A 25,961-nucleotide genomic window follows, 5' to 3' on the forward strand; every position below is an offset into this window, starting at 1 on the left:
CGGTCAGCCCAGTGCCATGGCCGCCCGCACGCCGGACTCGTTGGCTGCTCCGCCGGCGCCCTCGGCGCTCACCCGCCCCGACTCCAGCACGTAGTAGCGGGCGCTGGCCTCCAGGGCGAAGCCGATGTGCTGCTCGACCAGCAGCACCGAGAGCCCGGAGGCGGCCAGCTGCACGATCGCGTCCTCGATCTCCCCGACCACCGAGGGCTGGATGCCTTCGGTGGGTTCGTCCAGCAGCATGATCTTCGGCCCGACGATCAGGGCCCGGGCGATTGCCAGCTGCTGGCGCTGCCCGCCCGAGAGCAGCCCGGCCCGGCGGGTGAGCAGACCGCGCAGCGCCGGGAACAGGTCGAGCGCCTCGTTCATCCGCGAGACGCCGGCCGCGCCCTGGCCGTCGGCCACCAGCTGCAGGTTCTCCCGGGCGCTGAGCTGGCCGAACGACTGCTGCCCCTGGGGCACGTAGGCCAGGCCGAGCCGGACCCGGCGGTGCGGCCTGGCCCGGGTGACGTCTTCACCGTTGAGCCGGATGGAGCCGGCCGAGACCGGCAGCAGGCCCACCGCCGCCCTCAGCAGGGTGGTCTTGCCGGCACCGTTGTGGCCCATGACGGCCACGATCTCGCCGGCCCCCACGGTCAGGCTCACCCCGTGCACGACGTCGGTCCGCCCGTAACCGACCTTCAGCCCATCGATCTCGAGCACTATCTCGCCTCCTCGGCCATCGAACCTGCAGAACCCCGCCCGTGCGAGCGGCTTCCGAGGTAGACCTCGATCACCCGCTCGTCGGCGGTCACCTCGCCCACCGAACCCTCGGCGAGCACCTTGCCCTGATGCATGACCGTCACCGACGAGGCGTAGGTGCGCATGAACTCCATGTCGTGCTCCACCACGATCACCGTGCGCTGCTGACCGATGCGCTGCAGCAGCAGGCCGGTCTCTTCCCGCTCGGCCTGGCTCATCCCGGCCACCGGCTCGTCCAGCAGCAGCACGTGCGCGTTCTGCACCAGCAGCATGCCGATCTCCAGCCACTGCTTCTGCCCGTGTGCCAGCACCCCGGCCGGCACCTGGGCCACCCGGGTCAGGCCGATCGTCTCCAAGGCGGCCTCGACCTCGGCCGGCACCGCTGAACGCTTACGCAGCAGTGTTTTCAGGCCGCGCCCGGATCCGGCGGCGATGTCCAGGTTCTGCAGAACGGTGAGCTCCTCGAACACGCTGGCGGTCTGGAACGTGCGCCCCACCCCGGCCCGGGCGATCCGGTGCGAGCTCTTGCCCAGCAGCTCGACCCCACCGAAGCGGACCGAGCCGGTTGCCGGCGCAAGCCCGGTGACGGCGTCCACCATCGTGGTCTTGCCCGCGCCGTTCGGGCCGATCAGGAAGCGCAGGTCGCCGCTGGTGACGGTGAGGTCGACCCCGTCCACGGCGACGAATCCGTCGAACACCACCCGCAGGCCGCGGATCTCGAGGTAGTCGCGCTTGAAGTCTTCTGCCGGTGCGGCCAGGACGTTGTCGAGGGCTTCGACATCGACGTGCACGCTTTCGGACGTCTCAGGCGGGTTTTCGCTCATCGCTCACCTACCGGCACTTCCGTAGCAGGAATCAAGGAACCGGTCTGCTCCTTGCGGCGTTTTGGCAGGGACAGTGAGGCCAGGCCGTTGGGCAGGAAGGCGACCACGACGATGAAGAGGGCGCCCAGGAAGTACGTCCAGATCGACGGGAAGCGCTCGGACAGGCTGGTCTCGGCCCAGGAGACGGCGATCGAGCCGAGCACCGGGCCCAGCAGGGTGGCGCGCCCACCGATGGCCACACCGATCAGCAGTGAGATGGAGGGCACCACGCCCACGTCGGCGGGGGAGATGATGCCCACCACGGGAGTGAACAGCGCGCCGCCGACGGCTGCGAAACCGGCGGCCAGGGCGTAGGCCCCGGCCTTGACCAGGGCCGGGTCGTAGCCCAGGAAACGCACCCGGTTCTCCTGGTCGCGCACCGCCACCAGCAGTTCGCCGTAGCGGGAGTTCATCAGCAACCGCACCGCGGCGACCATGGCCAGCAGCACCCCGGCGCAGATGTAGTACAGCGTCTGCTTGTTCAGCGGGTCGGCCAGGTCGTAGCCGAAGAACGAGCGGAAACCGTTGAGCCCGTTGGTTCCTCCGGTGACCGTCTGCTGGCCGATCAGCAGCAGCGCGAAGGCCGCGGCCAGGGCCTGGGAGAGGATGGCGAAGTAGGCCCCGCGCACCCGCCGGGCGAACACGGCGTAGCCCAGCACCAGGGCCAGCCCGGCGGGCAGGACCAGGATGGCCAGCAGCGTGACCACCGGGCTGCGCATCGGCTCCCACCAGCCCGGCAGCACCCCGTCGCCGTACAGCAGCATGAAGTCGGGCACCCCGTCCGGCCCGGCGTCGGCGAGTTTCATGTGCATGGCCATGAGATAGCCGCCCAGCCCGAAGAACACGCCCTGGCCCAGCACCAGCATGCCGCCTCGGCCCCAGGCGAAGCCGATACCGACCGCAACCATGGCCAGACAGAGGAACTTCGCCAGCAGATTGAGCCGGAAGTCCGACAATGTGGCCGGAGCGAGCACGAACAGGGCGACCGCGGCCAGGGCGAAACCGCCCCAGGTCCTCAGCGCCGGGCTGATGGTAGGGCTCATGCCAGGCTCCTCGTACGCAGCGCCACCAGACCCTGGGGGCGGACCTGCAGGAAGGCGATGATCGCGACCAGCAGCAGCACCTTGGCCAGGCTGGCGGTGGTGGAGTACTCGAAGGTCGCCTGCACCACGCCCAACGAGAAGGCCGCGATGACGGCGCCTTTGAGCTGGCCTATACCACCCACGACGACCACAAGGAAGGCGTCCACAATGTAGTTCGTGCCCAGCGTCGGGCCGATCGAGCCGAGCAGCGACAGTGCAACCCCGGCGATCCCGGCCAGCCCCGAACCCAGGAAGAACGTGATGCGGTCGGCCGAACCGGTGTTCACTCCGGAGGCCTCGGCCAGGTCGCGGTTCTGCACCGTGGCCCGGATCCGCCGGCCCAGCGGGGTCATCCGCAGCGCCAGGGCGAGCAGGGCCACCGAGACCACGGCCAGCACCAGGATGAACAGGCGGGTCTTGGGCAGGTCGGTACCGAACACCGAGACCGCGCCCTGCAGCCAGGAGGGCGCGCGAACGTCCACGTTGGGCGCGCCGAACACGTCGCGGGCCAGTTGCTGCAGCACCAGCGCCACGCCGAACGTGACCAGCAGGGTGTCCAAAGGACGACTGTGCATGCGCCGCAGCAGAGTTGCCTCCAGCAGCAGACCGAGCAGACCGCCGACCAGGAAGCCCAGCGGCAGGGCGATCAGCAGCGAGAGCCCGGCGTTCGAGACGACGTGCTGGACCACGAAGGCGGTGTAGGCGCCGGCCATCATGAACTCGCCGTGAGCCATGTTGATCACGCCCATCTGCCCGAAGGTCAGGGCCAGGCCGAGCGCGACCAGCAGCAGCACCGAGCCCAGGCTGACCCCGGCGAAGAGCTGGGAGAACAGAGCGTCCATGACTGCCTTTCCGGGTAGGGGCCCGGCCGGGGAAACCCGGCCGGGCGGCACGTCTCAGGAAAGGCCGGCGGCCCAGTCGTAGCCCTTCAGGTAGGGGTCGGGCTCGATCGCCCCGTCCGACTCCCAGACCGGGTAGATCAGGCCGTCCTGGTCGATCCGGCCGATGTAGGCGGTCTTGGCGATGTGGTGGTTCTCGCCGTTCACCGTGACCGTGCCCTCGGGCGCCTCGAAGGTGACGCCGTCGGCGGCCTTCTGCACGGCTGCCACGTCGAACGACTTCGCCTTCTCGACCATCGCCTTCCACAGGTACAGCGAGGTGTAGGCGGCCTCCATCGGGTCGGAGGTGGGGCGGTCGGCGCCGTACTCGGTCTTGAACGCCTCGACGAACGTCTCGTTCTCGGCGGACTCGACGGTCTGGTAGTAGTTCCAGGCGGTGAGCTGGCCCTCGATGTTCTCCACCCCGATCCCGCCGACCTCCTCCTCGGCGATCGACACCGAGACCACGGGAGTACTGGCCGCCTTCAGGCCGACGTTGCGGTACTCCTTGAAAAAGGCCACGTTCGAGTCGCCGTTGAGGGTGTTGAACACCGCGTCGGCGCCTGAGGCCCTGAGTTTGTTGACGATGGTGGAGAAGTCGGTGTGCCCCAGCGGTGCGTACTCCTCGCCGACGATCTCGATGTCGTTGGCCCCGGCGTAGGCGTTGATGATCTTGTTGGCGGTGCGGGGGAAGACGTAGTCGGAGCCGACCAGGAAGACCTTCTTCTTGCCCTCCTCCTTCAGGTAGTCCATGCCCGGGATGATCTGCTGGTTGGTGGTGGCCCCGGTGTAGAAGATGTTCTTCGAGGCCTCCAGCCCCTCGTACTGCACCGGGTAGAACAGCAGCGAGTCACGCGACTCGAACACCGGCAGCATCGCCTTGCGGGAAGACGAGGTCCAGCCCCCGAAAACCGCTGCCACACAGTCGGACGAGATCAGCTTCTCGGCCTTCTCGGCGAACACGGTCGGCTCGGACGCCCCGTCCTCGGCGACGATCTGCAGCTGCTTGCCCAGCACCCCGCCGTCGGCGTTGATCTCCTTCGCGGCCAGGTCGAGGGAGTCGCGCACGGTCTGCTCCGAGATCGCCATCGTGCCCGACAGCGAGTTCAGGAAGCCGATCTTCACCGCGCTGCCGGAGGTGTCGACGCAGCTCTCCACCGCGGCCGCGGACCCGGCCCCCTCCTCCCCGGCCTTCGCCCCGCAGGCGCTGAGGGCGAGGGCGGTGGCCAGCGCGATCGTGACCGCGCGCCGGGGTGACGACTTCAGAATATGCGGCAAGGGCGTGCCTTTCGTGGGAACTGGCTGGTGACCGGGGCAGTACGGGCCTGGATCCAGACAGGAACCTACGAGCGCACCATTTCACCCAGAGCGTCCAAATGGTGCCGGTAAGTTACGGGGAAGGAGGGATTGTTGCTCTCAGATTTCCGGAAATGACCGGTCGATGGTGGCCAATGCATCGCCGGTCGCGTGCTCGTGTCGCATGGGTCGAAGATTTGCCGTAGATGTGGCCGCCCCCGGTTATATTTGCCGGTCTTCAGTCACATGTGCGGTCAGATTTGCGGCGGCTCGAAATCATTGGCCGGCCGCAGATGCTCGCTCAGGCGCTGGCCTGAGGGCGGCTGGGGTGCCCGTGGCCGGGTGGCGGCGTACCAGCCAGCGAACAGCAGCACGATCAGCGTCACGTCGACCGCGTCGCCGGCGTAGTACATGAGCTGGGCCCCGGCCCGGGCGTCGGCGGCCGTCACTTCCTCGGGCGGGAAAGCGTAGAGCTGTTTGGCCAGGATCGAGTGGGCGGCCATGAAGGCGACCAGAGCTGCCGAGCGCACACCAATGGACGATCGGTGAGGGTTCGGGTCCCGGCCCACCAGGGCGGCGGTGAACAGGTAGCCGGCCAGCAGCAGGTGCAGGTGCACCAGGCCGTAGAACAGTTCTGAGCGGTGCATGAGGGAGTAGAGCTCGGTGCCGTACAGCAGCCACAGGCCGCCGCCGTTGAGGGCGGCCGCGGTCACCGGGTGGAGGAGCAGGCGCAGGGGAGAGGTCTGCAGGAGGTGCGACAGGCTGCGGGCGGGGCGCAGGGGTAGGGCGCGCAGGAGCAGGGTGATGGGCCGGGCGAGAACCAGCAGCAGCGGGGCGAGGATGCCCAGCAGCAGGTGGGTGAGCATGTGCCGGGTGAAGGTGTGGTCGGCCGGGCCGAGCACGGTGGCGGCACAGCAGGCCAGGCCGGCGTACCAGAGCGCGGTGCGGTGCAGGGGCCAGGAGCCGCGGTGGCGGGAGAACCAGAGTGCTTCGGCGTAGCCCACGGCCAGCACCAGCAGCAGGGCGATGGCCAGGATCTCGTACCAACCACCTGCCCCGGCCTGGATCTGCTGGCCCTGGTGGTGCACCGTCAGTCGGCCCGGGCGGTGCGGCGCAGCAGGAACAGGCCGGCCAGCAGGGCGATCACGGCGCCGCCGATCCAGGCCACGTCGTAGGGCAGAAGGTCCACGCCGTAACGGATCTCGTGAATACCCAGGATCTTGTGGTTGACCACACCGTCGAGCAGCTGGAAGAAGCCCAGGCCGGTGAGCACGGCGGCGGCCCAGCGCGGCCAGCGCACCTCGGCCCGGCGGCGCACGTCGGCCAGCAGGAACAGGCCCCACACGGTGATGAACCAGGCGAACGCGTGGAAGAACCCGTCGGTGGTGATCGCCACCCGCGGGGTGGACAGGTCGTAGAAGTGGTGCCACTGAAGGCCCAGGTGAAAGATGAAGAGGTCGATCACGGCGGCCGCGATGCCGCAGCCGAAGAGGAACCCCGACAGCACCTCCCGACGTCGTAGGTTCTCCCGTTCGCTCACCCTCGCACCGTATGGGCACCTCCTCGCGCCCGCCCGGTCACTTGCCCCCGACGTCCCCGATCGCTTCCAGCAGACGCTGGTAGGTCTGCTCGATCTCGCCCTCGACGGTAAGCACCTGCCGGGTGGCGGGCCGGGCCGCGACCACCGTCAGCAGCCGTTCGTACATCGGGCGCAGCTCGTCGGTGCCGCCCGAACGCTCCAGCAGGGCAGCCGCGTCCCGGTGTTCCTGAGTCTCGGGCGCCTTGGCGCGCCGGGAGTATCGGGCGAGTACATCGTCCATAGTCGAAATCAAGGCGACCTCGACGAAAGGGAAGCCGACCTCCTGAGCCAGAGCCTCCAACTGCAGGACGAAGTCGATGCGCCCGAGGAACTGCGGCACCAGCACGTCGTGCCCGTCTTGCAGGTGCACCCGGGCCATGGCCAGGGCCAGCTTCCGGGCGGCCAGCCCGGACTCGTGCGGTTGCTCCAGCCAGGCGCCGAGCAGGCCGCGTACGGTGTCGATGTCCAGGGCCAGCGTGAGCGGATGCCGCTGGGCGAAGATCTTGGCGAGGGTGGACTTCCCGCTGCCGGGAGCGCCGTTGAGCAGGATCAGCCGGGGCACCCCGACAGGCTAGTACGGCCGGCTGCGCCGCACGGGTGAACCCGCCCGGTCAGCCGGGCCGAAGGTCAATCGGACCAGGCTTCGGCCGATACCCCGTTTGCGCCAGGTGGGCGTGAGCGGCGGGAGGTCGAGGGGTGTGAGCGCACTGCGGCAGTGGTTCTCACCCGCCGCCCTTCTGCGCAGTCTGGCGTTCGCGGGCGTCTACGCCTTCGCCGTGTTCCTGGGGCGTCTGACCGTGCTGGAAGGCACCAGCATCAGCCTGGTCTGGCCGGCCGCGGGAGTGGCCGCGCTGTGGCTGGCCGCCCAGCGGGGCACCGGGACCTGGCCCCTGGATCACGCCCTGGTGGGTGCGCTGACGTTCGTCGTCACCACGGCCATGGGTGCGCCGGCGCTGCTGGCCCTGTGCTTCGGGGTGGCCAACGTGGTGCAGGTCGCCGTGTTGCAGTACCTGTTGCACCGATGGCATCCCAACCTCTGGGGTGCCGGTGGTGACCAGCCGCTGACCGGGACCCAGCAACTCACGGGGGTCCTGCTGGCCACAGTGCTGGCGACGGCGGCCGGGGCCGCGCTGGGGCCGCTCGCGGTGGGGGTCGTCACCGGCCAGTGGTCACCGGTGAGCGTGGTGGTGTGGATGGTCCGCAACACCGCCTGCGTCCTGCTGATCCTCGGGCTCGGCCTGCGGGTGGGATATCTGCTCACCCGGCCGCGCCAAGGCAAGGAGGAGGCGGGCCTCGGGCAGCCCCGCCCGGCCGTCCTGCTGCCCCTCATGCGCCTGGACGGCCCGCGCCGGGTCGAGCTGGCGGCCCTCGTGGTGGTCTCGGTCACCGCCTATCTGCTGGTGTTCGTGCTGCTGCCCCAGCTGCCGGTGGCCTACCCCCTGATCGCCCTGACGGTCTGGGCAGCCCTGCGGTTCGACACGACGATCGTGGTCATGCACGACTTCCTGGCCGGGACTGCTGCGGTGGCGTTCACCCTGACCGGGCACGGCCCCTTCACCTCGGTGGACGACGTCGGCACCCGGGCCCTGATCGTGCAGGCGTTCGTGGCTCTGGTGGCCCTGGTCGGGATGGCCCTGGCGCTGGGCCGCGACGAGCGCGAGGTGCTGCTGGGGGAGGTGCGCCGCCGCGCCCAGGAGGCGGCCGAACGGGCTGAGCAGGTGGAGATCCTGGCCCGCCTGGCCCGGCAGCTGTACACCTCCGACGACGTGCGGACCGACATCTGTGTAGCGGCCCGGCAGATCACCGGCGCGGACATGGCCTACCTGCTGGAGCCGACCGGCGCGGGTGACCTGGCCTCCACCGCGGCCTCCTCGGCAGCCCTGGGCGCCCAGGTTCCCCCGGTGGGTTTCAGCCTGACCAACGGCGAGCCTTCCCTGACGGTCAAGGCCTTCCACGGGCGGGAACTGGTGTTCATCGGCGACATGGGCGCGCGTTCGGACGCCTCCCTGCGGGTGGTCGAAGGGCTGCGGGTGGGAGCCGCGGCCTGGCAGCCCGTGCACACCCACGCCGAACAGGCCATCGCCGTCCTGGCCCTGGCCTGGCACCACCCGGTGCGCTCGCTGCCCGCGCAGGTCTCGCCGATGCTGCAGACGCTGGCCGGGGAGGCGGCGATCGCGATCGAGCGGGGTGACCTGCTGGTCCGGCTGGCCACCGCGGCCAAGCAGGACGCCCTGACCGGCCTGCCCAACCGGCTGCGCTGGGACGAGGCCGCCACCGAGGAGGTCGCCCGCGCCGAGCGTCACGGGCTGCCCCTGACGTTCGCCCTGATCGACCTGGACCACTTCAAGCGCTACAACGACAGCCGGGGGCATCTGGCCGGCGACGCGCTGCTGCGTGACTTCGCCGAGGCCGCCCGCCAGCACATGCGCGTGGTGGACACGCTGGCCCGCTGGGGCGGGGAGGAGTTCGCCATGGCTCTGCCCGGCTGCACCGCGCAGGAGGCGGCGGTAGTGGCTGACCGGGTGCGGGCCTCGGTGCCCCGGGCCCAGACCTGCACGATCGGGATCGCCCAGTGGCAGCCCGGCCAGAATGCCCAGGACGTGCTGAACGCCGCCGACGCGGCCCTGTACCGGGGCAAGCGGGCCGGGCGGAACACCACGGTGCTCGGCTCTCTTTCAGGCTGAAAGCTGTTGTCTCAGCGCAGGTCCCAGACGGCGACGCCGCCCTGCTGGGTGGGTGGCCGGCCCAGCAGGTAGGTCACCACCTGCTTGAGGGCCTCGTGGTTGTTGTCCGGGCCGAGCACGATGAGTTCGCTCTGCCAGGCCTGCAGGTCCTTCTGGGCCTGGGCCCGGGCGGCCTCGTCGAGCGCCGGGATCTGGCCGGAGCGCTGCACTTCGAGCAGCATCCGGCCGGTGGGTAGCGGCTGGGCGCCGCTGATGCGCGCTTCGCCCCGTTCGTTGGGGCCGAGGAAGTAGCCGCCGGGCATCTGGAAGCGGTAGTCGGCGGCCGACTGCCAGTACATGGTCTGCGCGGCCCCGGCCCACGGGTAAGGCAACAAAAGGACGTTTGTGCCCTTGGGTAGCTGGGTGGCGGCGGTGGTGAAGTACTCCGGCACCTGCGGGGCCTCGACCGTGGTGACCTTGGCCGGCAACAGCGGCAGCAGGCACAGCACCGCGGCCGTGATCGCGGCGAAGGGGTAGCCGACCCGGCGGAGTTCGTGCACGGCCAGCGCCAGCAGGGCCGCGGCGAAGAGCACCGTCAGCAGGCCGAACCGGCTGGCCAGGGAGGCCTCGGTGACCGGCAGCTTCTGCAGTATCCAGTACGGCCCGCGGACATCGGTCTGCAGACCGTCGACCCAGATCCTGGCCCCCAACGAGAGCACCCCCGAGACCAGCAGCCCCACCGCCGCGCAGCAGATGGCCAGGTTGCGGCGGCCCAGCACCAGCGCTGCCGCCCCGGTGATGATCAGCGGCCAGCCCAGGAAGGCCAGGTGCTCCTCGATGCCCCCGGGGAACTTGGACGACTGCTCGGCGGCCGCCTCCGAATGCAGCAGCAGGCCGCTGGTCTGGGTGGTGAACCCGAGCAGGTCGGCGGCGTAGTAGTCGAGCAGGAACGGGCTGCCGTGATGCTTCATCGGGCCCAGGAACTGCAGGTACAGCGGGTAGGCGGCGACCGGCAGGAACACCGCGAAGGCCACCCCCAGGTTGCGCAGCAGGCGCCCGAAACCGGCCCGCGCCTCGCGCGGCCGGCCCACGGCGGCCACCAGAGCCACCAGCAGCGCCCCGAACCCGGCCTGGAAGAGCACCTCTTCACCGGTGAAGACCTGCAGCAGCGCCACCAGCCCGAGCCACACCCCGGGCCGGGAGACGGTCGGCTCGGCCCGCCAGGCCTGCACGCTGAGCCCGATCAGCACCGGCAGGGTGGCCGCCAGCGACATGGTGATGTGCCCGACCAGCGAGTTCACGACGGCCGGGCTGATCGCGAAGCAGACCGCCCCGATCGCCGCCGGCCCGGCGGGCAGCCCCAGGGCCCGGCGCAGCGCCCAGTAACCGCCGGCGAAGCACAGCGGCACGGCCAGCAGGTTCAGCAGGTTCAGGGTGACCAGCGGCCCGGCCAGCCAGGTGACCGGGAACAGCAGCACCGCCGGCAGCAGCAGGGTGGTGTTGTTCATCGCGCTGACCCCGGTGGGCCAGTTCATGTCCCGGGTGAAGAACGGGCTCTCGCCCTGGCTGATCGCGTGCGGCGTGTGCCCGAGCCACCAGGTGTAGTGGAAGGCGTCGGCGGTGTTGGGGGCGATGATCCGCCCGCCGGGCGCCTCCCACAGCCCGGACGTGGCCCGCACCCCGAACGCGAGCGCGACCAGGGCCAGCGTCACGAGCAGCGCGTTGACGGCGTCGGGCAGCGCCTGATCGCTGCCGGACTCAGGGCCGGTGCGGCGGGCGGTCGGTACAGCGATCAAGACGGCTTCCGTTCGCGGAGGGCAGGTCGGACCGTACGGGCAACCGGCCGCCTTGTCAGGTAGGAGACACGCGTTGTCAGTGCGAGCCATCCAGTATGGGTGAAATGGCCTGTTCGCCGCAGGAGTTGTCACGCTCTCCTCCCTGAGTACTCCTCCCTGGCGACGATGTGCCCGCCCGGCCCGCCGCAGCACGATCGCAGGGTGGATCTCTGCCGAAGGAGCACCTGATGATCGTGCGAAGTCTGACCACGCTCGCGCTGGCCGCCGGCCTGGTGCTGGCGGCCGGCCCGGCCACGGCCGCAACGAGCCAGGAGTACGCGATCGACTGGAAGCCGTGTGTCGAGGACAAGAACGCCGAGTGCGGCACGCTGGAACTACCGGTGAACTGGAAAAAGCCCAACGGCGAGAAGTTCTCGCTGGCGGTGGCCCGCCGCAGCGCCACCGACCCGCAGCAGCGTGTGGGCACGCTGGTGTTCGGCCCGGGTGGGCCGGGGGATTCCGGGGTGGAGCGGGTCGTCACCGGCATGAGCCGGTTCAGCACCGAACTGCAGAAGCGTTTCGACATCGTGAGTTTCGACCCGCGCGGGGTGGGCGGCAGCAGCCCGGTGCGCTGCTCCACCAGCCTGCTCGGGCAGCAGCCGTCGCCGGTGATACGCAGCAAGGCCGACTTCCGGGCCACGATCAGCTTCAACCGCAAACTGGCGGCGGACTGCCGGGAGCACACCGGCCCGGTCTACGAGCACCTGGACACCCTGAGCACCGTGCACGACCTGGACGCGCTGCGGAAGGCACTGGGTGAGGCGAAGCTGACCTTCCACGGCAGCTCCTACGGCACGTTGCTGGGGCAGCAGTACGCCGAGCAGTACCCGCGGCGGGTGCGGGCCCTGGTGCTGGAGAGCGTGGTCGACCACAGCCTCGGCACCAGCGCGTTCATGCAGGCCCAGGCCGTCACCGAGCAGGAGGCGTTCGAGCAGTTCGTGGCCTGGTGCGGCCGCACCGCGAGCTGCGCCCTGCACGGGCAGGACGTGAAGGCGTTGTGGGAGCGGCTGCTGGCCCGGGCGGATGCGGGGGAGCTGCCGGGGCTGAACGCCTTCACCCTCACCGTGCGCGCCCAGAAGGCTTTCTACGATCCGGACTGGGCCGAGTTCGCCGAGTTCCTGGCCCAGCTACCGACAGTCGCCGCTTCGAAGCAGTCGCAGCAGACCACTTCGGCCTACCCGATGGCGGCGTTCTGCGACGACTGGTCGTTGCCGGTGCGCAACTACGCCGCCTACGAAGAGCTGCAGCGGCGCATCACCGAGCTGGCACCCCAGATGCGTTACCCGCGTTCGCTGCTGGCCATCTCCACCTGCCTGGGATCACCGCAGAAGGTCAGCAACCCGCAGCACGTCCCGCAGATTCACGGCGCCCCGACCATCCTGCTCACCAACGCCCGCTACGACCCGGCCAGCGGCTACAACTGGGCCACGAACGTCGCCCGGCAGCTGGGAAAGCAGGCTGTGCTGCTGACCTACGACGGCTGGGGCCACGGCACGTACAACAGCAGCCCGTGCGCGCAGCAGGCGATCGACGACTACCTGATCAACCTCGTTGTGCCCGCACCGGACACGCACTGCCCAGCTCTGGAACCGGCCGGCTAGGCGAGTCAGGAGGCAGGCACGAAGTCGGCCGCGTGGCAGTTCAGCTGCTGCGCGGCCGCGCGGGTGCGGCGGCGCTCGAGCAGTTCCACGGCCACCGCGTGCAGGCCGATCGCCGCCCAGGCGAGGTTGGACGCGGCGCTGGGCCAGGCGCCGTACAGGCCGCTGCCGATCGCGCCGGCCACACCGCCCAGGCCGTTCAGGAGGGAGTACCGCAGAGACGTGGAGCTCCAACGCCCCCGGCTCAGGAGGACGTAGGCGCCGATCGTGCCGATCGTGCCCAGCCAGCCGAGCAATGCCGCCATTTCAGCAGCCCTTTCACACGTGGGGGAGAGACCGGACCGCCGGCCCCGCGGATGACTATGAGGCACGGCGGACTTCAGCACAATTGCAATTCACTGCATCGGCCGTTTAGCGTTTCTGAACATGCGGATCGATCCCCGGCGCCTGCGTTTCCTGCTCGCCATCGCCCGGGAGGGCGGGGTGCTGGCGGCCGCCGACGAGTTGGGCGTTACGCCGTCGGCCGTTTCCCAGCAGTTGGCCCGGCTTGAGTCCGAAACCGGTTGTGCTCTGGTGACGCGCACCACTCACGGGGTGGTGCTGACCGAGGCCGGGCAGGCCCTGGTCGAGGCCGCCGAGGAGATCGAGCGGGCGCTGAACCTGGTGCGGGTCAAGCTGATGGCCGACGAGATCGACCCGGTCGGAACGGTACGGATCGGCATCTTCCAGACCTTCCTGCGCGTGGTCCTGGCCCCGCACCTGCCCGAGTGGAAGCGCCGCCACCCCCGGCTGCGGTTCGAGGTCTACGAGGACGACCAGGAGGAACTGCTGCGGATGCTCCGCTCGGGTGACCTGGACATGGTCACCCTGGAGTTCGACGCCCAGCAGGCCTCGCCCCGCCTGCCCCGGAACATGACCGAGATCCCGCTGCTGGACGAACCCTGGCGCCTGGTCGTCCCGGCCAGCGCGGCCCAGGTGGACGCCTTCGACCACGCCCGCCAGCACCTGCCCTGGCTGGGCCTGGTCTCCGGGGCGGCCGGGTTCGAGGCCACCCACCGGGTCCGCCGCGCCCTGAACATCACCACCCCCACGGTGCACACCTACCAGGACATCCAGACCGCGCTCGCCCTGGTCGGGGCGGGGGAGGGAATGGCCCTGGTGCCCTCGCTGGCGCTGATCGACGCCACCTACCCGAACATCAGCCCGCTGGAGGTGCCCGGCCTGGGCACCCGCCGGATCGTGCTGCGCCGCTACGAGGGCCGCGGGGTGCCCGAGGCGGTCGACGTCGCCGCGTCCCTGGTCCGCGAGGCGGCCGCCGAGGTCAGCCTGGGCGAGGCCGTGGGCTGAGACGTGGGCTGCGACACGACTGAGCCGTATCTCGCACCTTGCCGATCGTCGCGGAATCTCAGCCGACCTGTGGTACCTCCGGAGTATGCCTTCCGAGCCCTCCTCCGATGTCGTCGCCGATGCTGTGGCTGATGCTGCAGCCGGTGCTGTGGCCGAGGAACAGCACGTCCTCGACACCGCCCTGGCCCGACAGGCCGAGATCCTCCAGCAGATCAGGGCCGAGATCGCGGGCGCGGCCCAGGACCGTACGGAGGCCGTCCGGGTCCGAGCCCTTCAGCAGCGCCACCGGGAGATCGAACGGGCTCACGACGGCCTGATCTTCGGACGTCTGGACGCCCTGGACGGCACCGCCCGGCACATCGGCCGGCTGGGCGTGCGGGAGGTCGACGAGGACGCCGAGCCGTTGGTGCTGGACTGGCGGGCTCCGGCGGCCCGGCCGTTCTACACCGCCACCCCGCTCGATCCGCAGGGGCAGGCCCGGCGCCGGCATGTACGCACCTCCGGCACAACGGTTCTGGACGTGAACGACGAGCCGCTGCACGGCGGCGCGCAGACCGATCTGGTCGGGGAGGGCGCGCTGCTGGCTGCCTTGGACCAGCGCCGCACCGGGCAGATGACCACCGCGATCGCCACCCTGCAGCGCGAGCAGGACGACATCATCCGCGCCGACGCCGCCGGCCCGCTGATCGTTCAGGGCGGCCCGGGCACCGGCAAGACGGTCGTGGCACTGCACCGGGTGGCCTACCTGCTGTTCACCCACGCCCAGATGAGTGAACAGGCGGTGCTGGTGCTCGGCCCGTCGCCGCGCTTCCTCGACTACATCGCCCAGGTGCTGCCCGCACTGGGAGAGACGGCCGTGGTCTCGGCGACCTGCGACACCCTGATTCCGGGGGTGTCGGTCACCCGCACGGAGTCACGGGTGGTCTCAGAAATCAAAGGACGAGGGGTGTGGCAGTCGGCGCTGGAAGCGCGCGTTGCGTCGTTGCAGCCTTCAGAGCGGGAACTGACGATCCGTTGGGAAGGCGAGGACTACCAGCTCAGTCCGGCCCAGATCGCCCAGGCGCTGCGGGCTTCGGCGCCGGGCCGCTCGTATCACGCCGGCCGGGCAGTGTTCACCGAGCACGTGCACCGGCTGCTGACCGACGCCGTGGTGGAACGGCGCGAGGCGATCATGGCCGGGATGGAAGAGGGTTTCGAGGACATCCTGGCCGGAGTGGACAAGAAGAGCGGCGCCGAGCAGGACGTCGGCCCGGTCACCCGGTCCTCCAGCCAGGACGTGGACGGCATGCTGTCGGAGGAGGAGGTCGAGGATCTGCGCGACCGGATCTCGGCCAGCCCGCTCGTGGCCGCCGCGGTCACCGGCTGGTGGCCCTCGCTCGATCCCGGTCAGGTACTGCAAGAACTGCTTGAAGACGCTTCTGGGCTCGCGTTTCTGTCGGATCAGGAGGCCGAGCTGGTCGCCGGGGAACCCCGGGGGTGGGCCTCCAGCGACATCCCTCTGCTCGACGCCGTGGCCGATCTGCTCGGCGAGATCCAGATCAGCCAGATCGAGGGCGAGTTCGTGGCCGACCGCGCGCGCCGGCACCGCGGCTGGGTCTACGGGCACGTGGTGGTCGACGAGGCCCAGGAACTGTCCGAGATGCAGTGGCAGATGGTGGTGCGCCGGTGCCCCACCCGCTCGATCACCGCGGTCGGCGACATCGACCAGGCCGAGGCCTCACACCGGCACACCACCTGGGCCCAGGCCGTGCACGGCGCCTTCGGCGACCGCTGGACCGCGGCCGAGCTGACCATCTGCTACCGGACTCCGCGCGAGGTCATGGAACTTACGGCGCCGATCCTGCGTAAGGCGGGCAGCCACAACGACCCGCCCCGCGCCGTCCGTTCCTCCGGCGTCGCTCCCTGGCAGCAAACTGTCGACGCCGAAAACCTGCCCGCTGCCGTCAAGACCGCTGTGCTGGAGCTGCAAGGCCGCTGGGCCGGCGGCACCGTAGGTGTCGTAGCCCCCACCAACCGCCTCGGCGAGCTCGCCGCCGCAGGCTTGGAAAACGTCCCCTGTTTGAGTGCGCCGCAGGCAAAAGGCCTGGAGTGGGACGCTGCGCTGGTGGTCGACCCCGACGGTATCGCCGCCGAACCGCGGGGCTGGAACGGGCTGTACGTGGCGCTGACCCGGTGCACCCAGGAGCTCGGTCAGCTGGTGGTCAGCTGATCTCCGGATGACCGAAAAGCCCGGGCAGGCCGCCACTGTGCAGCAACACCACCCGCTGCCCGGGTTGAATGCTTCCGTCGGTCACGGCCGCGATCAGCCCGGCCGCCGCCCGCCCGGTGTACACCGGATCCAGCACCACCCCTTCGGTTCGGGCCGCCAGTGACAGGGCTTCGCGCGCGGCCGGGGTGAAAGACGGATAGCCCGAACCGATCTGGTCGCCGCGAATCTGCAGGGTGGCCGGCTCCGGCAGCATCGACTGGACCGCGGTCTCGAGGTCGGGCAAGGCGCCCACATCGATCCCGAGCACCCGCTGCGCGCCCAGCGCCTGCACCAGACCGGCCATCGTCCCGCCCGAACCGGCCGCCGTGACAACCAGATCCAGGTCCGGCAGCTGCTGCAGCAGTTCCTCACCGGCGCTGACATAGCCCTGCGCGCCAATGGTGTTGGAACCTCCCAAAGGGATCACCATCGCCCGCGGACCCCGCTGCTCGGCCTCAGCGGCCACCCGCTCGTTCAGGTCGCCGTCTCCGGACCAGACGATCTCGGCGCCGAAAAGCTCGTCGAGGATGAGGTTCCCGGTCGAGTGCTCGGGTTCGTGGCCGCGCAGCACCAGCACCGCGCTCAGCCCGGCCCGGGCCGCCGCAGCCGCCGTCAGCCGGGCGTGGTTGCTCTGCGCGGCCCCGCTGGTGATCACCGTGTCCGCGCCCCGTTCGAGGGCCTCGCCGATCAGGTGCTCCAGCTTGCGCACCTTGTTCCCGCCGCCACCCAGACCGCTCAGGTCGTCGCGCTTGAGCCACAGGTCGTCGGCCCCGAGCCCGAGGGCCGCGGCCAGGCGCGGCATGGGCTCCAGGGGAGTGGGCCACTGGCCCAGGCTGAACCTCATACCGGCCAGCCTGCCAGATCCTGGCCGACCGGCATTTCCCCGGCCCCGCCGGTCGGCTGCCTGAGCATTCTGCGGCCGGGCGGGTCTGTCTCGCGTCAGAATGCTCAACCGCAAGATCAGATGTTGCCCGAACGGGAACGGGGCCGGATTCTTCGAATCATGACAACCGTTGCTGCCGCCCCAGCCCGCCCGGCCCTGCGCTCGGTGCTGTCCGCAGTGCCGGCCTACCGCCCGGGCCGCCGGGCCCAGTCGGAGCGCACCGCGCCGCTGGCCGCCAACGAAAGTCACTTCTCCCCGCTGCCTTCGGTGCAGGAGGCCATCGTCCGCGCGGCCTCGGCAGCCAATCGCTACCCGGATGCGGCCAGCACCGAGCTGCGCCACGTGATCGCCGGGCACCTGGCCGCCTCACCCGAGCAGATCGCGGTCAGTCCCGGCAGCGTCGGGGCGATCCAGCAGCTCATGGCCACCTTCTGCGACGCCGGCGACGAGGTGGTCTTCGCCTGGCGCTCCTTCGAGGCCTACCCCTTGCTGACCCGCCTGGCCGGCGCCCGCCCGGTCCCGGTGCCGCTCACCACCGGTCTCGACCACGACCTGCCGGCCATGCTCGCCGCGATCACCGAGCAGACCCGCATGGTGCTGCTGTGCACGCCGAACAACCCCACCGGCAACGCCCTCGACGAAGCCGCCCTGGAAGCGTTCCTCGACCAGGTACCGCCCACCGTCCTCGTGGTCGTCGACGAGGCCTACGCCGAGTACGGCCGCGACGTGAACCCCCTCGACCGGATCCAGCAGCGCAGCAACGTCTGCGTGCTGCGTACCTTCTCCAAAGCCTACGGCCTGGCCGGCCTGCGCGTGGGCTACGCCGTCACCTCCGAAGAACTGGCCCACGGCCTTCGCCAGACCGCCCTGCCCTTCGGCGTGAGCACCATCGCGCAGGAAGCCGCCATCGCCTCCCTCGGCGCCGCCGACGAACTGGCCCAGCGCGTCGCCGCCGTCACCACCGAGCGCACCCGCGTCACGGCCGAACTGCGGGCGCTGGGCTGGCCCATCCCCACCAGCGGAGCCAACTTCGTCTGGCTGCCCACCGGCCCGGCCCTCACCGGCCCCCTTCTGGAAACCTTTGACCAGGCGGACATTCTGGTGCGGCCGTTCGCCGACGAAGGGCTGCGGATCACTCTGGCCGACGCGGCGACCAACGACCGGGTGCTCGAGGTTCTTCAGGGGTTCCAGGCGATCTGATCACCACGGACCCCGGTGCACCGATTCAGCGCACCGGTTCGGTGCACCGGCACCGTCACAACCGGAAGCGCCCGACCGCGGTCCTCAGCTCGGCAGCCACCTGGTCCAGTTGCTGCACCGCCGTGTCGGCCTCGGTCAGAGTGGCGGTCGTGGTGCGGGTGGCCTCGGCGACCGAGGCGATGTTGCCGGCGATCCCGGTGGCGCCCTGAGCCGCGTCACCCACGCTGCGGCTCATCGTCGTGGTGGTGGCGCTCTGTTCCTCGACCGCCGCCGCGATGGTGGTCTGGAAGTCGTTGATCTGGGCGATCACGGTACCGATCTCGCTGATCGCGCTGACCGCGTCACCGGTGTCGGCCTGGATGGCCTCGACGCGGTGGGCGATGTCCTCGGTCGCCCGGGCGGTCTCCTGGGCCAGCTGCTTGACCTCCTCGGCCACCACCGCGAACCCCTTGCCCGCGTCCCCGGCCCGCGCCGCCTCGATCGTCGCGTTCAGGGCCAGGAGGTTGGTCTGCTCCGCGATCTGGGTGATCGCCTTCACCACGTTGCCGATCTCGGCCGACGACTCGCCCAGCTTGCTGATGGTCGCGTTCGTGCTCTCGGCCCGGGCCACGGCGGTACCCGCCACGTCGGCGGCCAGTTGCGCGTTGCGGGCGATCTCCCCGATCGAGGCCCCCATCTCCTCGGCGCCGGCGGCCAGGGTCTGCACGTTCGACGACACGTCCTCGGACGCGGAACTGACCACTGCGGCCCGCTCGTTCGCCAGCCGCGCGCCCGCTCCGATCCGGCCGGTCACCTCGTTCAGGCGCAGGGCACTGCTGGAGACCGTCTCGGCCTGGCCGACCAGAGTGGTCAGCATGCTGCGGAAGGCGCGGACCGCCTCGTTCGCCATCGCGGCCATCCGCCCCAGCTCGTCCTGCGAGGTGACCTCGGCCTCCTGGGTCAGGTCACCTTCGGCCAGCCGGGCCAGCGACCCGGACAGGGCGCGCACCTGACGCAGCAGCATCCGCAGCACGGTCACGGCCAGGGCGGCCGCCAGGGCGAGCCCGAGCACCAGAGAGACCAGGACGGTGGTCCGAGCACTGGCGAAATCGGCGTCGGCCTGTGCGGTGGCCGCCTGCGAGGCCTGGATCTCCAGCTCGGCCAGGGCCACCACGCCCTCGTTCAGCTGGGTCTCCGCGTCGCCGAAGGCCTTGCCCAGGTCGCTGGGCATCTCGAACCCGCTGGGCGGGGCCTCGCCGAAGATGATCACGTCGCGCAGCGTCCGGTAAGTCTCCGCGGCGGTGGTGACCTGTTCGATCTGGGCACCTCGTCCGTCGCCGGTGCCGGCGACCTTCTGGTACTGCGCGAGAGCGTCGTCCATGGCGGTGTCGGCGGTCTCGGCCGCCGGGAGCCAGGTGGCCTTGGCCGCCTCGTCACCGTCGCCGGGCTTCGTCACCAGGTACAGGAACTGGGCGCGGAACATCTGGCTGAGCTGGTGATTGAGGTCGTTCAGCTGTTGCACGCCGGCCAGGCGCTGTTCCTGCAGCGTGTGGATCCGGTTGTTCATCGAGCTCATCTGCTGGAGCGAGACGGCGCCGACGCCGACCGCGACGAGCGACATGACCAGGATCGGCGCGACGATCTTGGTCTTGACGCTGAGAGCGCCCAGCCGGCCGGCCCGGGCAGCCGGAGCGGGTGGTGCGGGACGGGCAGCGACGCTCGGCGCAGGCGACACCGGAACTCCTTGTGGTCGGGATCTTTCCCTTCGACGGTTCTGCCGGCCATTGAAGGAGCGGCGGCCCGGTGTGACTCAGGTCATCAACCGATGGGCGCCTCAGATGATGTCCAGGTGGTCGAGCAGGATGCGGGTGCCGATCAGGATCAGGATGACGCCGCCGGCGATCTCGGCGGGGCGGCCGATACGCCCGCCCGCTCTTCGTCCGATGATCACCCCGACCAGGGTCAGGACGGCGGTGGTCACGCCGATGAGGGCCACGGCGGGAAGGATCGAGACGCTGAGGAAGGCGAAGCTGATGCCCACGGCCAGGGCGTCCAGGCTGGTGGCGACCGAGAGCAGGAGCAGTTCGCGCAGGCTGATCCCGTCGGAGTCGTCCTCCTCGTCCGGCGGTGAGACCGCTTCCCAGATCATCTTCAGCCCGATCAGGCCGAGCAGGAAGAACGCGATCCAGTGGTCGATCTCGGTGATGTAGCTGGAGAAGCTGCGGCCCAGCAGCCAGCCCACCAGGGGCATGAGGGCCTGGAAGAAGCCGAAGCCCAGCGCCAGGGAGGCGGCGTCCCGGGCGGTGACCCGCCGCAGGTGCAGGCCTTTGGCGACGGCCACGGCGAAGGCGTCGGCCGACACCCCGACCGCGATGATCAGCAACGTGAAGAAGGACATGGACAGCGAGGTGCCTTTCGGTATCCGCGGGACCGGCGGTCCCGAGCTCAGGTATCGGCGCCGGAGTTGTCGAAGTTTCGCCGTTCGCAGGACCGGGTGCCAGCAGGGTTGATATCTGGCATCGCGCTGCCGATAGTGAGGCCGTGACGGGCAGACTGCGGCCGGGCCTGCTGCGTTCGCTGAGCCTGGCCACGGCGGTCCTGCTCAGCGTGCTCGCCGTGGCCGGGGCCGGCGTGTACGTCAGCCACACCACGTCGACGGCCCGCGACAAGGCCCTGGCCGACTTCGACGCGCGGGGTGCGGTCGCGGCCGGTCTGCTCGGGGGGCACCCTGGCCGGCAGCGACGCTCAGACGCGGGCCAGCGCCGAGCAGGAGTTCTCCGGTACGCAGGCGCAGCTGCAGGAACAACAGGGCAAGGTCGATCTGGACACGGCCTGGTACGCCGTGCTCAGCGCCGACGGCAGCCTGCTGCTGGCCGACCCACCGGCAGACGTACCGGCAACGTCGGTCCTGACGTCGGACCCGGGCTTCGCGCTGGTCGAACAGACCCACCGCCTCTCCTTCGGTGACGTCGTCGCCGGCGAGAGCCCCAACGTGCGGGCCTACCAGTGGTTCAACACCCCCGAAGGGGCGCGGATCATGGTGATTCCGGCATCCCTGGCCCAGCTGGAGCCGCTGTTCACCGGGGCCATCAACGTGACCAGCGGCGTCTCGTACGTGCTGGACGGCCAGGAAAGGATCATCACCTCTACCTCGTCAGCGCCCGGGATCGAGCCCGGTGACGCGCTGGGCAACCCCGCGCTCCAGGCAGCCCTGCGCACCGAGACCCACGGCACGGTCGACGGCACCTACTTCTCCGCGCACCCGGTGGCCGGCAGCCACTGGCAGGTCCTGATGACCGAGCCGCGCTCGACGCTGCTGGGGCCGGTGACCGCGACCGGGCGGGTGGCCTGGCAGATGTTCGCGGCCCTGGCCGCCGCCATCCTCCTGATCCTCGTCATCGGCGTCTCGCTGTCGACCAGTGCCAGCCGTCTGGCCCGGGCCCGGCTGCACGACACCCTGACCGGTCTGCCCAGCCGGGCCCTGTTCATGGAGGAGGCCGAAGCAGCGATCACCGAGTGGCGGCGAAAACAGCAGACCGGCGCGGAGGGTAGCGTCGCGGCTCTGTTCCTGGACCTCGACGGGTTCAAGCCGGTCAACGACACCTACGGCCACGCCGCCGGCGACGCTCTGCTGCGGGAGGTCGCCGTGCGCCTGGCCGACGCGGTGCGGCCCGACGACTTCGTGAGCCGTTTCGGCGGGGACGAGTTCCTGGTGCTGTGTCGCAACGTCCGGCACATCGACGACGCCAACGCCGTCGCCGACCGGATCCGTACCGATCTCAGCGAGCCCTTCACGGTGGACGGCCACACCGTCACCATCGGGGTCTCGATCGGGATCGCCGTCCTCGACGAGGGGCAGGAGGCGGCCCTACTGATCCACAACGCCGACACGGCGCTGTACCGGGCCAAGCAGAACGGGCGCGGCCGGGTGGAGGTCTTCACCGCCTGACCGAAGGCCAGAGGTCAGACGGTTCAGGCGACGGCCCAGTCGTTCAGGGACTCGGCAGCGCACACCTGGGCACGGCCGGCGGTCTTGGCGGCGTACAGGGCCTGGTCCGCGCGGGCGAACACGTCGGTTGCCGACTCCAGCCCGTCCCAGCGGGCCACACCCGCCGAGAAGCTCTGTCCGGCAGGCGTGGCCGGGGCCAGCGCCTCGACCAGCCTCACCGCGTCCTGCTGGTCATGGCCCATGAGCAGCAGGACGAACTCCTCGCCGCCCCAGCGTCCCAGCAGGGCCTGGTGGCCCGGGCCCGCGGTGGCCTGGGCCTGGCCGAGGCGTTCCTGCCAGGCAGTTGCGGTGGCCATCAGCAGGTTGTCGCCGGCCTGGTGGCCGAAGGTGTCGTTGAACTTCTTGAAGTGGTCCAGGTCCAGGACGGCCACGCACAGGGGGATCCCCTCGCTGCGGGCGCGGTTCTGCATCCGGGCCAGTTCGGCATCGCTGGTGCGCCGGTTGGGCAGGCCGGTCAGGGCGTCGGTGCGGGCCAGATCGGCCAGCTGGGACGCCTGCGCGTCCAGGTGGCGCAGCAGCCCGGACATGCGCCAGACCACCAGAAGGAACAGCACCACCGAGGACAGCCCCACCGCCCAGGCCTCCAGCGGAAGGTCCAGGGCCAGCTGCAGCAGCAGCGTGCCGGGCGCCACCAGGCTGGCCACGGTGAGGGCCAGGAGCCGTCCGCGGGTGAACCGGGTGTCGAAGTCACCGCTCTTGCTGTCGGTGAGCTGACGCATCGACGGGTGCAGGGCCGCCGCGGCGAAGCACACGTACCCCAGCAGCCAGGCGAGGCTGACGTACTGGCTGTAGGCCGTTTCCCGCATCGCCGTGTACTGGTAGGCGCTGTCGGCGAGCAGCAGCAGGGCGTTGGCGGCGACGAGCCAGCCGAAGGCCGGGGTCCGGGCGCCCTGGCTGGTCAGCAGGCACACCAGCAGGGCCAGCAGGAGCAGGTCGCCCAGCGGGTAGGCGGTCGCCAGGACCTGGGCGCCCATCGAGGCCTCGGCCGCTTCCAGCCCGGGGCGCATCAGCACCACCCAGCTGATCAGGATCGAGCCGACCGTGAAGATGGCCGCGTCGATCAGGCCTTCCCGGTCGCTGTCCTGGCGCCGGGCCTGCACGAACGACCAGAAGCCGGCGGCGATGACGACGTAGCTGGCCAGGTAGAAGACGTCGGCCACGGAGAAGGCCGGCGCGATGTCCAGGACCCAGGTGTAGACCGCCCAGAGAACGTCGCCCACGGCCCAGATCCCGATGCCGGCGGCGACGAGCCACCAGCCGCGACTGTGCGCCGGCTTGTGACGCCGGATCCCCACCACCATCATCGCCACGCAGCCGTAACTGATCACCGTGTAGAGGACATCGCGGCCGACGCTGGTGGGCAGCAGGGTGCAGATGATCGACAGCAGCACCCCTACCGCCAGGTGGATGCGGAAAAAGGCGTCAGGACGGGTAGGGGTCACTCCTGGCGGGTCGACACGCCGGACCTCGTTGTGAGGCAGGGCCACCCGTTCGGCCGAAGCAGCGGTCACGGGGCGTCACCGCAGTTTCGAAGCGAAGACCGAAGTCTCAGGTGGGCAGGAACGAGGTCAGCGCCCGTACGAGGTCGTCCGGGTTCTCCTCGGCCACGTGATGCCCCGACTCGATCGAGTGCCCCCGCAGGTCGCCGGCCCAGGAACGCCAGATGTCGAGCGGGTCGCCGTACAGGTCTTCCATGTCGTCGCGGCTGGACCACAGCACCAGCGTCGGGCAGGCCACGGTCCGGCCCGCCCGGCGGTCGGCCTCCTCGTGCTCGCGGTCGATGCCGAGCCCGGCCCGGTAGTCCTCGAGCATCGCCCGCACCGTCTGCGGATCGTGGATCGCCGCCCGGAACTCCGCATGGTTCTGCGCACCCATGCTCTGCGGATCGGCCTCGTACCAGGCGTCCGGGTCGGCGTTGATCGCCCGCTCGGGCCGCTCCGGCTGGGCGAAGAAGAACCAGTGGTACCAGTCGTGGGCGAACTTGGCGTCGCAGCGGGCCAGCGCCTCACTGATCGGCACGCCGTCGAGAACGGCCAGGTGGCTGACCGAACCAGGATGGTCCAGGGCCAGGCGCAGGGCCACGTAGCTGCCGCGGTCGTGGCCGACCACGGCGAACTGCTCGTGCCCCAGGGCTTTCATCAGCCGGGCGAGATCGTGGGCCACCGCCCGCTTGGACTGCTGCGAGTGGTCCGCGCGCACCTCGGCCTTGCCGGAGCTGCCGTAGCCGCGCATGTCTGGGCAGACCACGGTGAAGCCCCGCTGCACCAACTGCGGTGCCACGCGGTGCCAGGTGGCACCGGTGCGGGGATGACCGTGGATGAGCAGGACGGGCCGACCACGACCGGCGTGACGGACCCGCAGCCGCACCTCACCCACGTCGATCTGCTCGTCCACGAACCCGTCGAACATGGCGCCCCTCCCGACGACGGCAGGCCGATCCTGCATCACGAGCACGAAACCGCCAACCAGAGGACGTCCGTGGGCAGGTATCGCGTTCGCCGCTCGGTATGCGGGACGCACGGGGCTGAGTGATCATGGGCCGGTGGGCGGCATGGAGGCGAAGAGCCGGAAACGGTACACGGTCACCGTCGAAGGCATCGACCTGGTGGTGGAGAACGCCGAGAACCGTGAGCAGGCAAGGTTCTTCCAGGACGGGGAGCAGCTGCCGCGGGACCGCTGGGGCAACACCCTTCTGGTCGGCGCCGACGGTGTGCGGCACCGCATCGAGGTCAGCTACAGCATGCGCCAGCTCAGTCCCACCGTGCAGGTCGACGACCGGCCCGAGGGCATCCCCCTGGTCACGTTCAGCACCTGGGGCCGGCGGATCTGGCTCGTCATGGTCGTGCTGGGAGCGTTCGGTCTGCTGTTCCAGGCCCCCGTACTGGGCTTCGGTGTCATGGGGGCCGGGGGACTGCTGCGGCATTCGGCGCGCGACCGCAACGATTTCGTCAAAGCCGTTGCACTAGCGGTGGTTGCCGGAGTGCTGCAGGCGTTGTGGTGGGTGTTCGTCCGTAACCCGTTCAGTTCCTGACCTCGCACCCCACGCCGGCTGGCCCCCTGGATCTCGGCAGGCGCCGGGCCACCTCGCCTGATACCGATGGGCAGGTACCGCAGCAACGGGCCAGACGGCGAAAGAGACGAGGGATCATGACGAGCGACGAGAACCAGGCCGGACGGGCCAAGGTGGCCGAGATTGTCAAAGATGTTCAGATCGCCATGCTGACCACGATCGACGACGACGGGCACCTGGTCAGCCGGCCGATGGCGGTGCAGCAGGTCGAGTTCGACGGCGACCTGTGGTTCGTCTCCGACGGGGACGCCCGCAAGGTGAACCAGATCCGCCACGGTGCCCGCACGAACGTGTCCTTCTCCAGCAACGGGGCCTGGCTGTCGATTGCCGGAGACGCACAGGTGCTGAACGATCGCCAGAAGCTGGACGAACTGTGGAACCCGGCTCTGTCGGCCTGGTTCCCCGACGGGCCGGACACGCCCGGCATCGCCCTGGTGAAGATCCACGCCGACACGGCCGAGTACTGGGACGCCCCCGGCAGCAAGGTCACCACGCTGATCAGCTACGTGAAGGCCAAGGTCAAGGGGGAGCGGGCCGAGGTGGGGGAGAACAAGGTCGTCGACCTGTAGCACTCGAACTTCGGGCTGCGCCGGAATCCGGTGGCCAGCCCGACACGCGACCCGAACGCGAAACCAGGAGGACGTCGGTGGGTGCCCACCGACGTCCCCAGTTTCTGTTTGTCAGGCAGTTCGG

The 25,961-nt window shown here is 70.2% G+C and carries 23 protein-coding genes; 8 read left to right on the plus strand and 15 right to left on the minus strand.

Translation table 11 applies throughout. The annotated features are described in order from the left end of the window. Positions 1-3 precede the first annotated feature (3 nt). The 8 genes from urtE to LWF15_RS33790 all read right to left on the minus strand — a co-directional run bounded on the left by urtE (position 4) and on the right by LWF15_RS33790 (position 6,998). Positions 4-699: an urea ABC transporter ATP-binding subunit UrtE gene (gene urtE / locus LWF15_RS33755; RefSeq protein ID WP_232815066.1), complete on the minus strand. Its 696-nt coding sequence runs from the start codon at positions 697-699 to the stop codon at positions 4-6. Next, on the minus strand, positions 699-1,562 hold the full coding sequence (gene urtD / locus LWF15_RS33760) for an urea ABC transporter ATP-binding protein UrtD (RefSeq protein WP_232815067.1): 864 nt from the start codon (positions 1,560-1,562) through the stop codon (positions 699-701). Before urtD ends, urtE begins: the two co-directional genes overlap by 1 nt. After that, a complete protein-coding gene (gene urtC, locus LWF15_RS33765; protein WP_232815068.1) occupies positions 1,559-2,644 on the minus strand; it encodes an urea ABC transporter permease subunit UrtC in 1,086 nt (361 codons plus the stop codon). The genes urtD and urtC overlap by 4 nt, the downstream gene beginning before the upstream one ends. After that, positions 2,641-3,525, minus strand: a complete 885-nt coding sequence (gene urtB, locus LWF15_RS33770) for an urea ABC transporter permease subunit UrtB (RefSeq protein ID WP_232815069.1) — start codon at positions 3,523-3,525, stop codon at positions 2,641-2,643. The genes urtC and urtB overlap by 4 nt, the downstream gene beginning before the upstream one ends. A 54-nt stretch (positions 3,526-3,579) precedes the next feature. After that, entirely contained in the window at positions 3,580-4,830 is a 1,251-nt protein-coding gene (urtA, locus tag LWF15_RS33775) for an urea ABC transporter substrate-binding protein (protein ID WP_408624576.1), read from the minus strand. A 281-nt stretch (positions 4,831-5,111) separates the two neighbouring features. Then, the gene (locus tag LWF15_RS33780) at positions 5,112-5,945 is read right to left on the minus strand and encodes a cytochrome c oxidase assembly protein (RefSeq protein ID WP_232815071.1); all 834 of its coding nucleotides are present in this window, start codon (positions 5,943-5,945) and stop codon (positions 5,112-5,114) included. A gap of 2 nt (positions 5,946-5,947) precedes the next feature. Further along, positions 5,948-6,397, minus strand: coding sequence for a DUF2243 domain-containing protein (locus LWF15_RS33785; RefSeq protein WP_232815072.1), 450 nt, complete (start codon positions 6,395-6,397; stop codon positions 5,948-5,950). Positions 6,398-6,434: 37 nt separating this feature from the next. Then, on the minus strand, positions 6,435-6,998 hold the full coding sequence (locus LWF15_RS33790) for an AAA family ATPase (RefSeq protein WP_232815073.1): 564 nt from the start codon (positions 6,996-6,998) through the stop codon (positions 6,435-6,437). Between the two features lie 136 nt (positions 6,999-7,134). Between LWF15_RS33790 and LWF15_RS33795 the strand changes: the two genes are divergently transcribed. Further along, positions 7,135-9,120: a sensor domain-containing diguanylate cyclase gene (locus LWF15_RS33795; RefSeq protein ID WP_232815074.1), complete on the plus strand. Its 1,986-nt coding sequence runs from the start codon at positions 7,135-7,137 to the stop codon at positions 9,118-9,120. A gap of 11 nt (positions 9,121-9,131) precedes the next feature. Here the strand turns inward: LWF15_RS33795 and LWF15_RS33800 are convergent, their stop codons facing one another. Further along, entirely contained in the window at positions 9,132-10,895 is a 1,764-nt protein-coding gene (locus tag LWF15_RS33800; protein WP_232815075.1) for a hypothetical protein, read from the minus strand. A gap of 227 nt (positions 10,896-11,122) precedes the next feature. Here LWF15_RS33800 and LWF15_RS33805 point away from each other — a divergent pair, with 227 nt between their 5' ends. Further along, positions 11,123-12,535: an alpha/beta hydrolase gene (locus LWF15_RS33805; protein WP_232815076.1), complete on the plus strand. Its 1,413-nt coding sequence runs from the start codon at positions 11,123-11,125 to the stop codon at positions 12,533-12,535. Between the two features lie 5 nt (positions 12,536-12,540). On the opposite strand, the gene LWF15_RS33810 is transcribed toward LWF15_RS33805, so the two are convergent. Then, entirely contained in the window at positions 12,541-12,837 is a 297-nt protein-coding gene (locus LWF15_RS33810; RefSeq protein WP_232815077.1) for a CBU_0592 family membrane protein, read from the minus strand. 121 nt (positions 12,838-12,958) lie between these two features. Between LWF15_RS33810 and LWF15_RS33815 the strand changes: the two genes are divergently transcribed. Together LWF15_RS33815 and LWF15_RS33820 are read left to right on the plus strand one after the other, a co-directional pair. After that, positions 12,959-13,879, plus strand: coding sequence for a LysR family transcriptional regulator (locus tag LWF15_RS33815; protein ID WP_232815078.1), 921 nt, complete (start codon positions 12,959-12,961; stop codon positions 13,877-13,879). An 85-nt stretch (positions 13,880-13,964) separates the two neighbouring features. Further along, entirely contained in the window at positions 13,965-16,088 is a 2,124-nt protein-coding gene (locus tag LWF15_RS33820) for a HelD family protein (RefSeq protein ID WP_232815079.1), read from the plus strand. Here the strand turns inward: LWF15_RS33820 and LWF15_RS33825 are convergent. After that, positions 16,081-16,971, minus strand: coding sequence for a 1-aminocyclopropane-1-carboxylate deaminase/D-cysteine desulfhydrase (locus tag LWF15_RS33825; protein ID WP_232815080.1), 891 nt, complete (start codon positions 16,969-16,971; stop codon positions 16,081-16,083). The two genes, LWF15_RS33820 and LWF15_RS33825, sit on opposite strands and share 8 nt — an antisense overlap. A gap of 159 nt (positions 16,972-17,130) precedes the next feature. On the opposite strand from LWF15_RS33825, the gene hisC reads away from it, so the two are divergent. After that, a complete protein-coding gene (gene hisC / locus LWF15_RS33830; RefSeq protein WP_232815081.1) occupies positions 17,131-18,210 on the plus strand; it encodes a histidinol-phosphate transaminase in 1,080 nt (359 codons plus the stop codon). A 55-nt stretch (positions 18,211-18,265) separates the two neighbouring features. Here the strand turns inward: hisC and LWF15_RS33835 are convergent, their stop codons facing one another. Both LWF15_RS33835 and LWF15_RS33840 read right to left on the minus strand, forming a co-directional pair. After that, on the minus strand, positions 18,266-19,924 hold the full coding sequence (locus tag LWF15_RS33835) for a methyl-accepting chemotaxis protein (protein WP_232815082.1): 1,659 nt from the start codon (positions 19,922-19,924) through the stop codon (positions 18,266-18,268). A gap of 99 nt (positions 19,925-20,023) precedes the next feature. Beyond that, entirely contained in the window at positions 20,024-20,587 is a 564-nt protein-coding gene (locus LWF15_RS33840; protein WP_232815083.1) for a manganese efflux pump MntP, read from the minus strand. Positions 20,588-20,884: 297 nt separating this feature from the next. Here LWF15_RS33840 and LWF15_RS37995 point away from each other — a divergent pair, with 297 nt between their 5' ends. After that, complete coding sequence (locus LWF15_RS37995) at positions 20,885-22,138, plus strand: GGDEF domain-containing protein (RefSeq protein ID WP_232815084.1); 1,254 nt, start codon at positions 20,885-20,887, stop codon at positions 22,136-22,138. Between the two features lie 23 nt (positions 22,139-22,161). Here the strand turns inward: LWF15_RS37995 and LWF15_RS38000 are convergent, their stop codons facing one another. Both LWF15_RS38000 and LWF15_RS33855 read right to left on the minus strand, forming a co-directional pair. Beyond that, a complete protein-coding gene (locus LWF15_RS38000; RefSeq protein WP_232815085.1) occupies positions 22,162-23,709 on the minus strand; it encodes a GGDEF domain-containing protein in 1,548 nt (515 codons plus the stop codon). Between the two features lie 37 nt (positions 23,710-23,746). Then, positions 23,747-24,607: an alpha/beta fold hydrolase gene (locus tag LWF15_RS33855; RefSeq protein WP_232815086.1), complete on the minus strand. Its 861-nt coding sequence runs from the start codon at positions 24,605-24,607 to the stop codon at positions 23,747-23,749. Between the two features lie 142 nt (positions 24,608-24,749). On the opposite strand from LWF15_RS33855, the gene LWF15_RS33860 reads away from it, so the two are divergent. Both LWF15_RS33860 and LWF15_RS33865 read left to right on the plus strand, forming a co-directional pair. Continuing rightward, a complete protein-coding gene (locus LWF15_RS33860) occupies positions 24,750-25,229 on the plus strand; it encodes a hypothetical protein (RefSeq protein WP_232815087.1) in 480 nt (159 codons plus the stop codon). A gap of 116 nt (positions 25,230-25,345) precedes the next feature. Next, positions 25,346-25,837, plus strand: coding sequence for a pyridoxamine 5'-phosphate oxidase family protein (locus tag LWF15_RS33865; protein WP_232815088.1), 492 nt, complete (start codon positions 25,346-25,348; stop codon positions 25,835-25,837). Positions 25,838-25,961: the final 124 nt, after the last annotated feature.

It is taken from the genome of Kineosporia rhizophila, assembly GCF_021277265.1.
GTDB classification, from domain to species: Bacteria; Actinomycetota; Actinomycetes; order Actinomycetales; family Kineosporiaceae; genus Kineosporia; species Kineosporia rhizophila.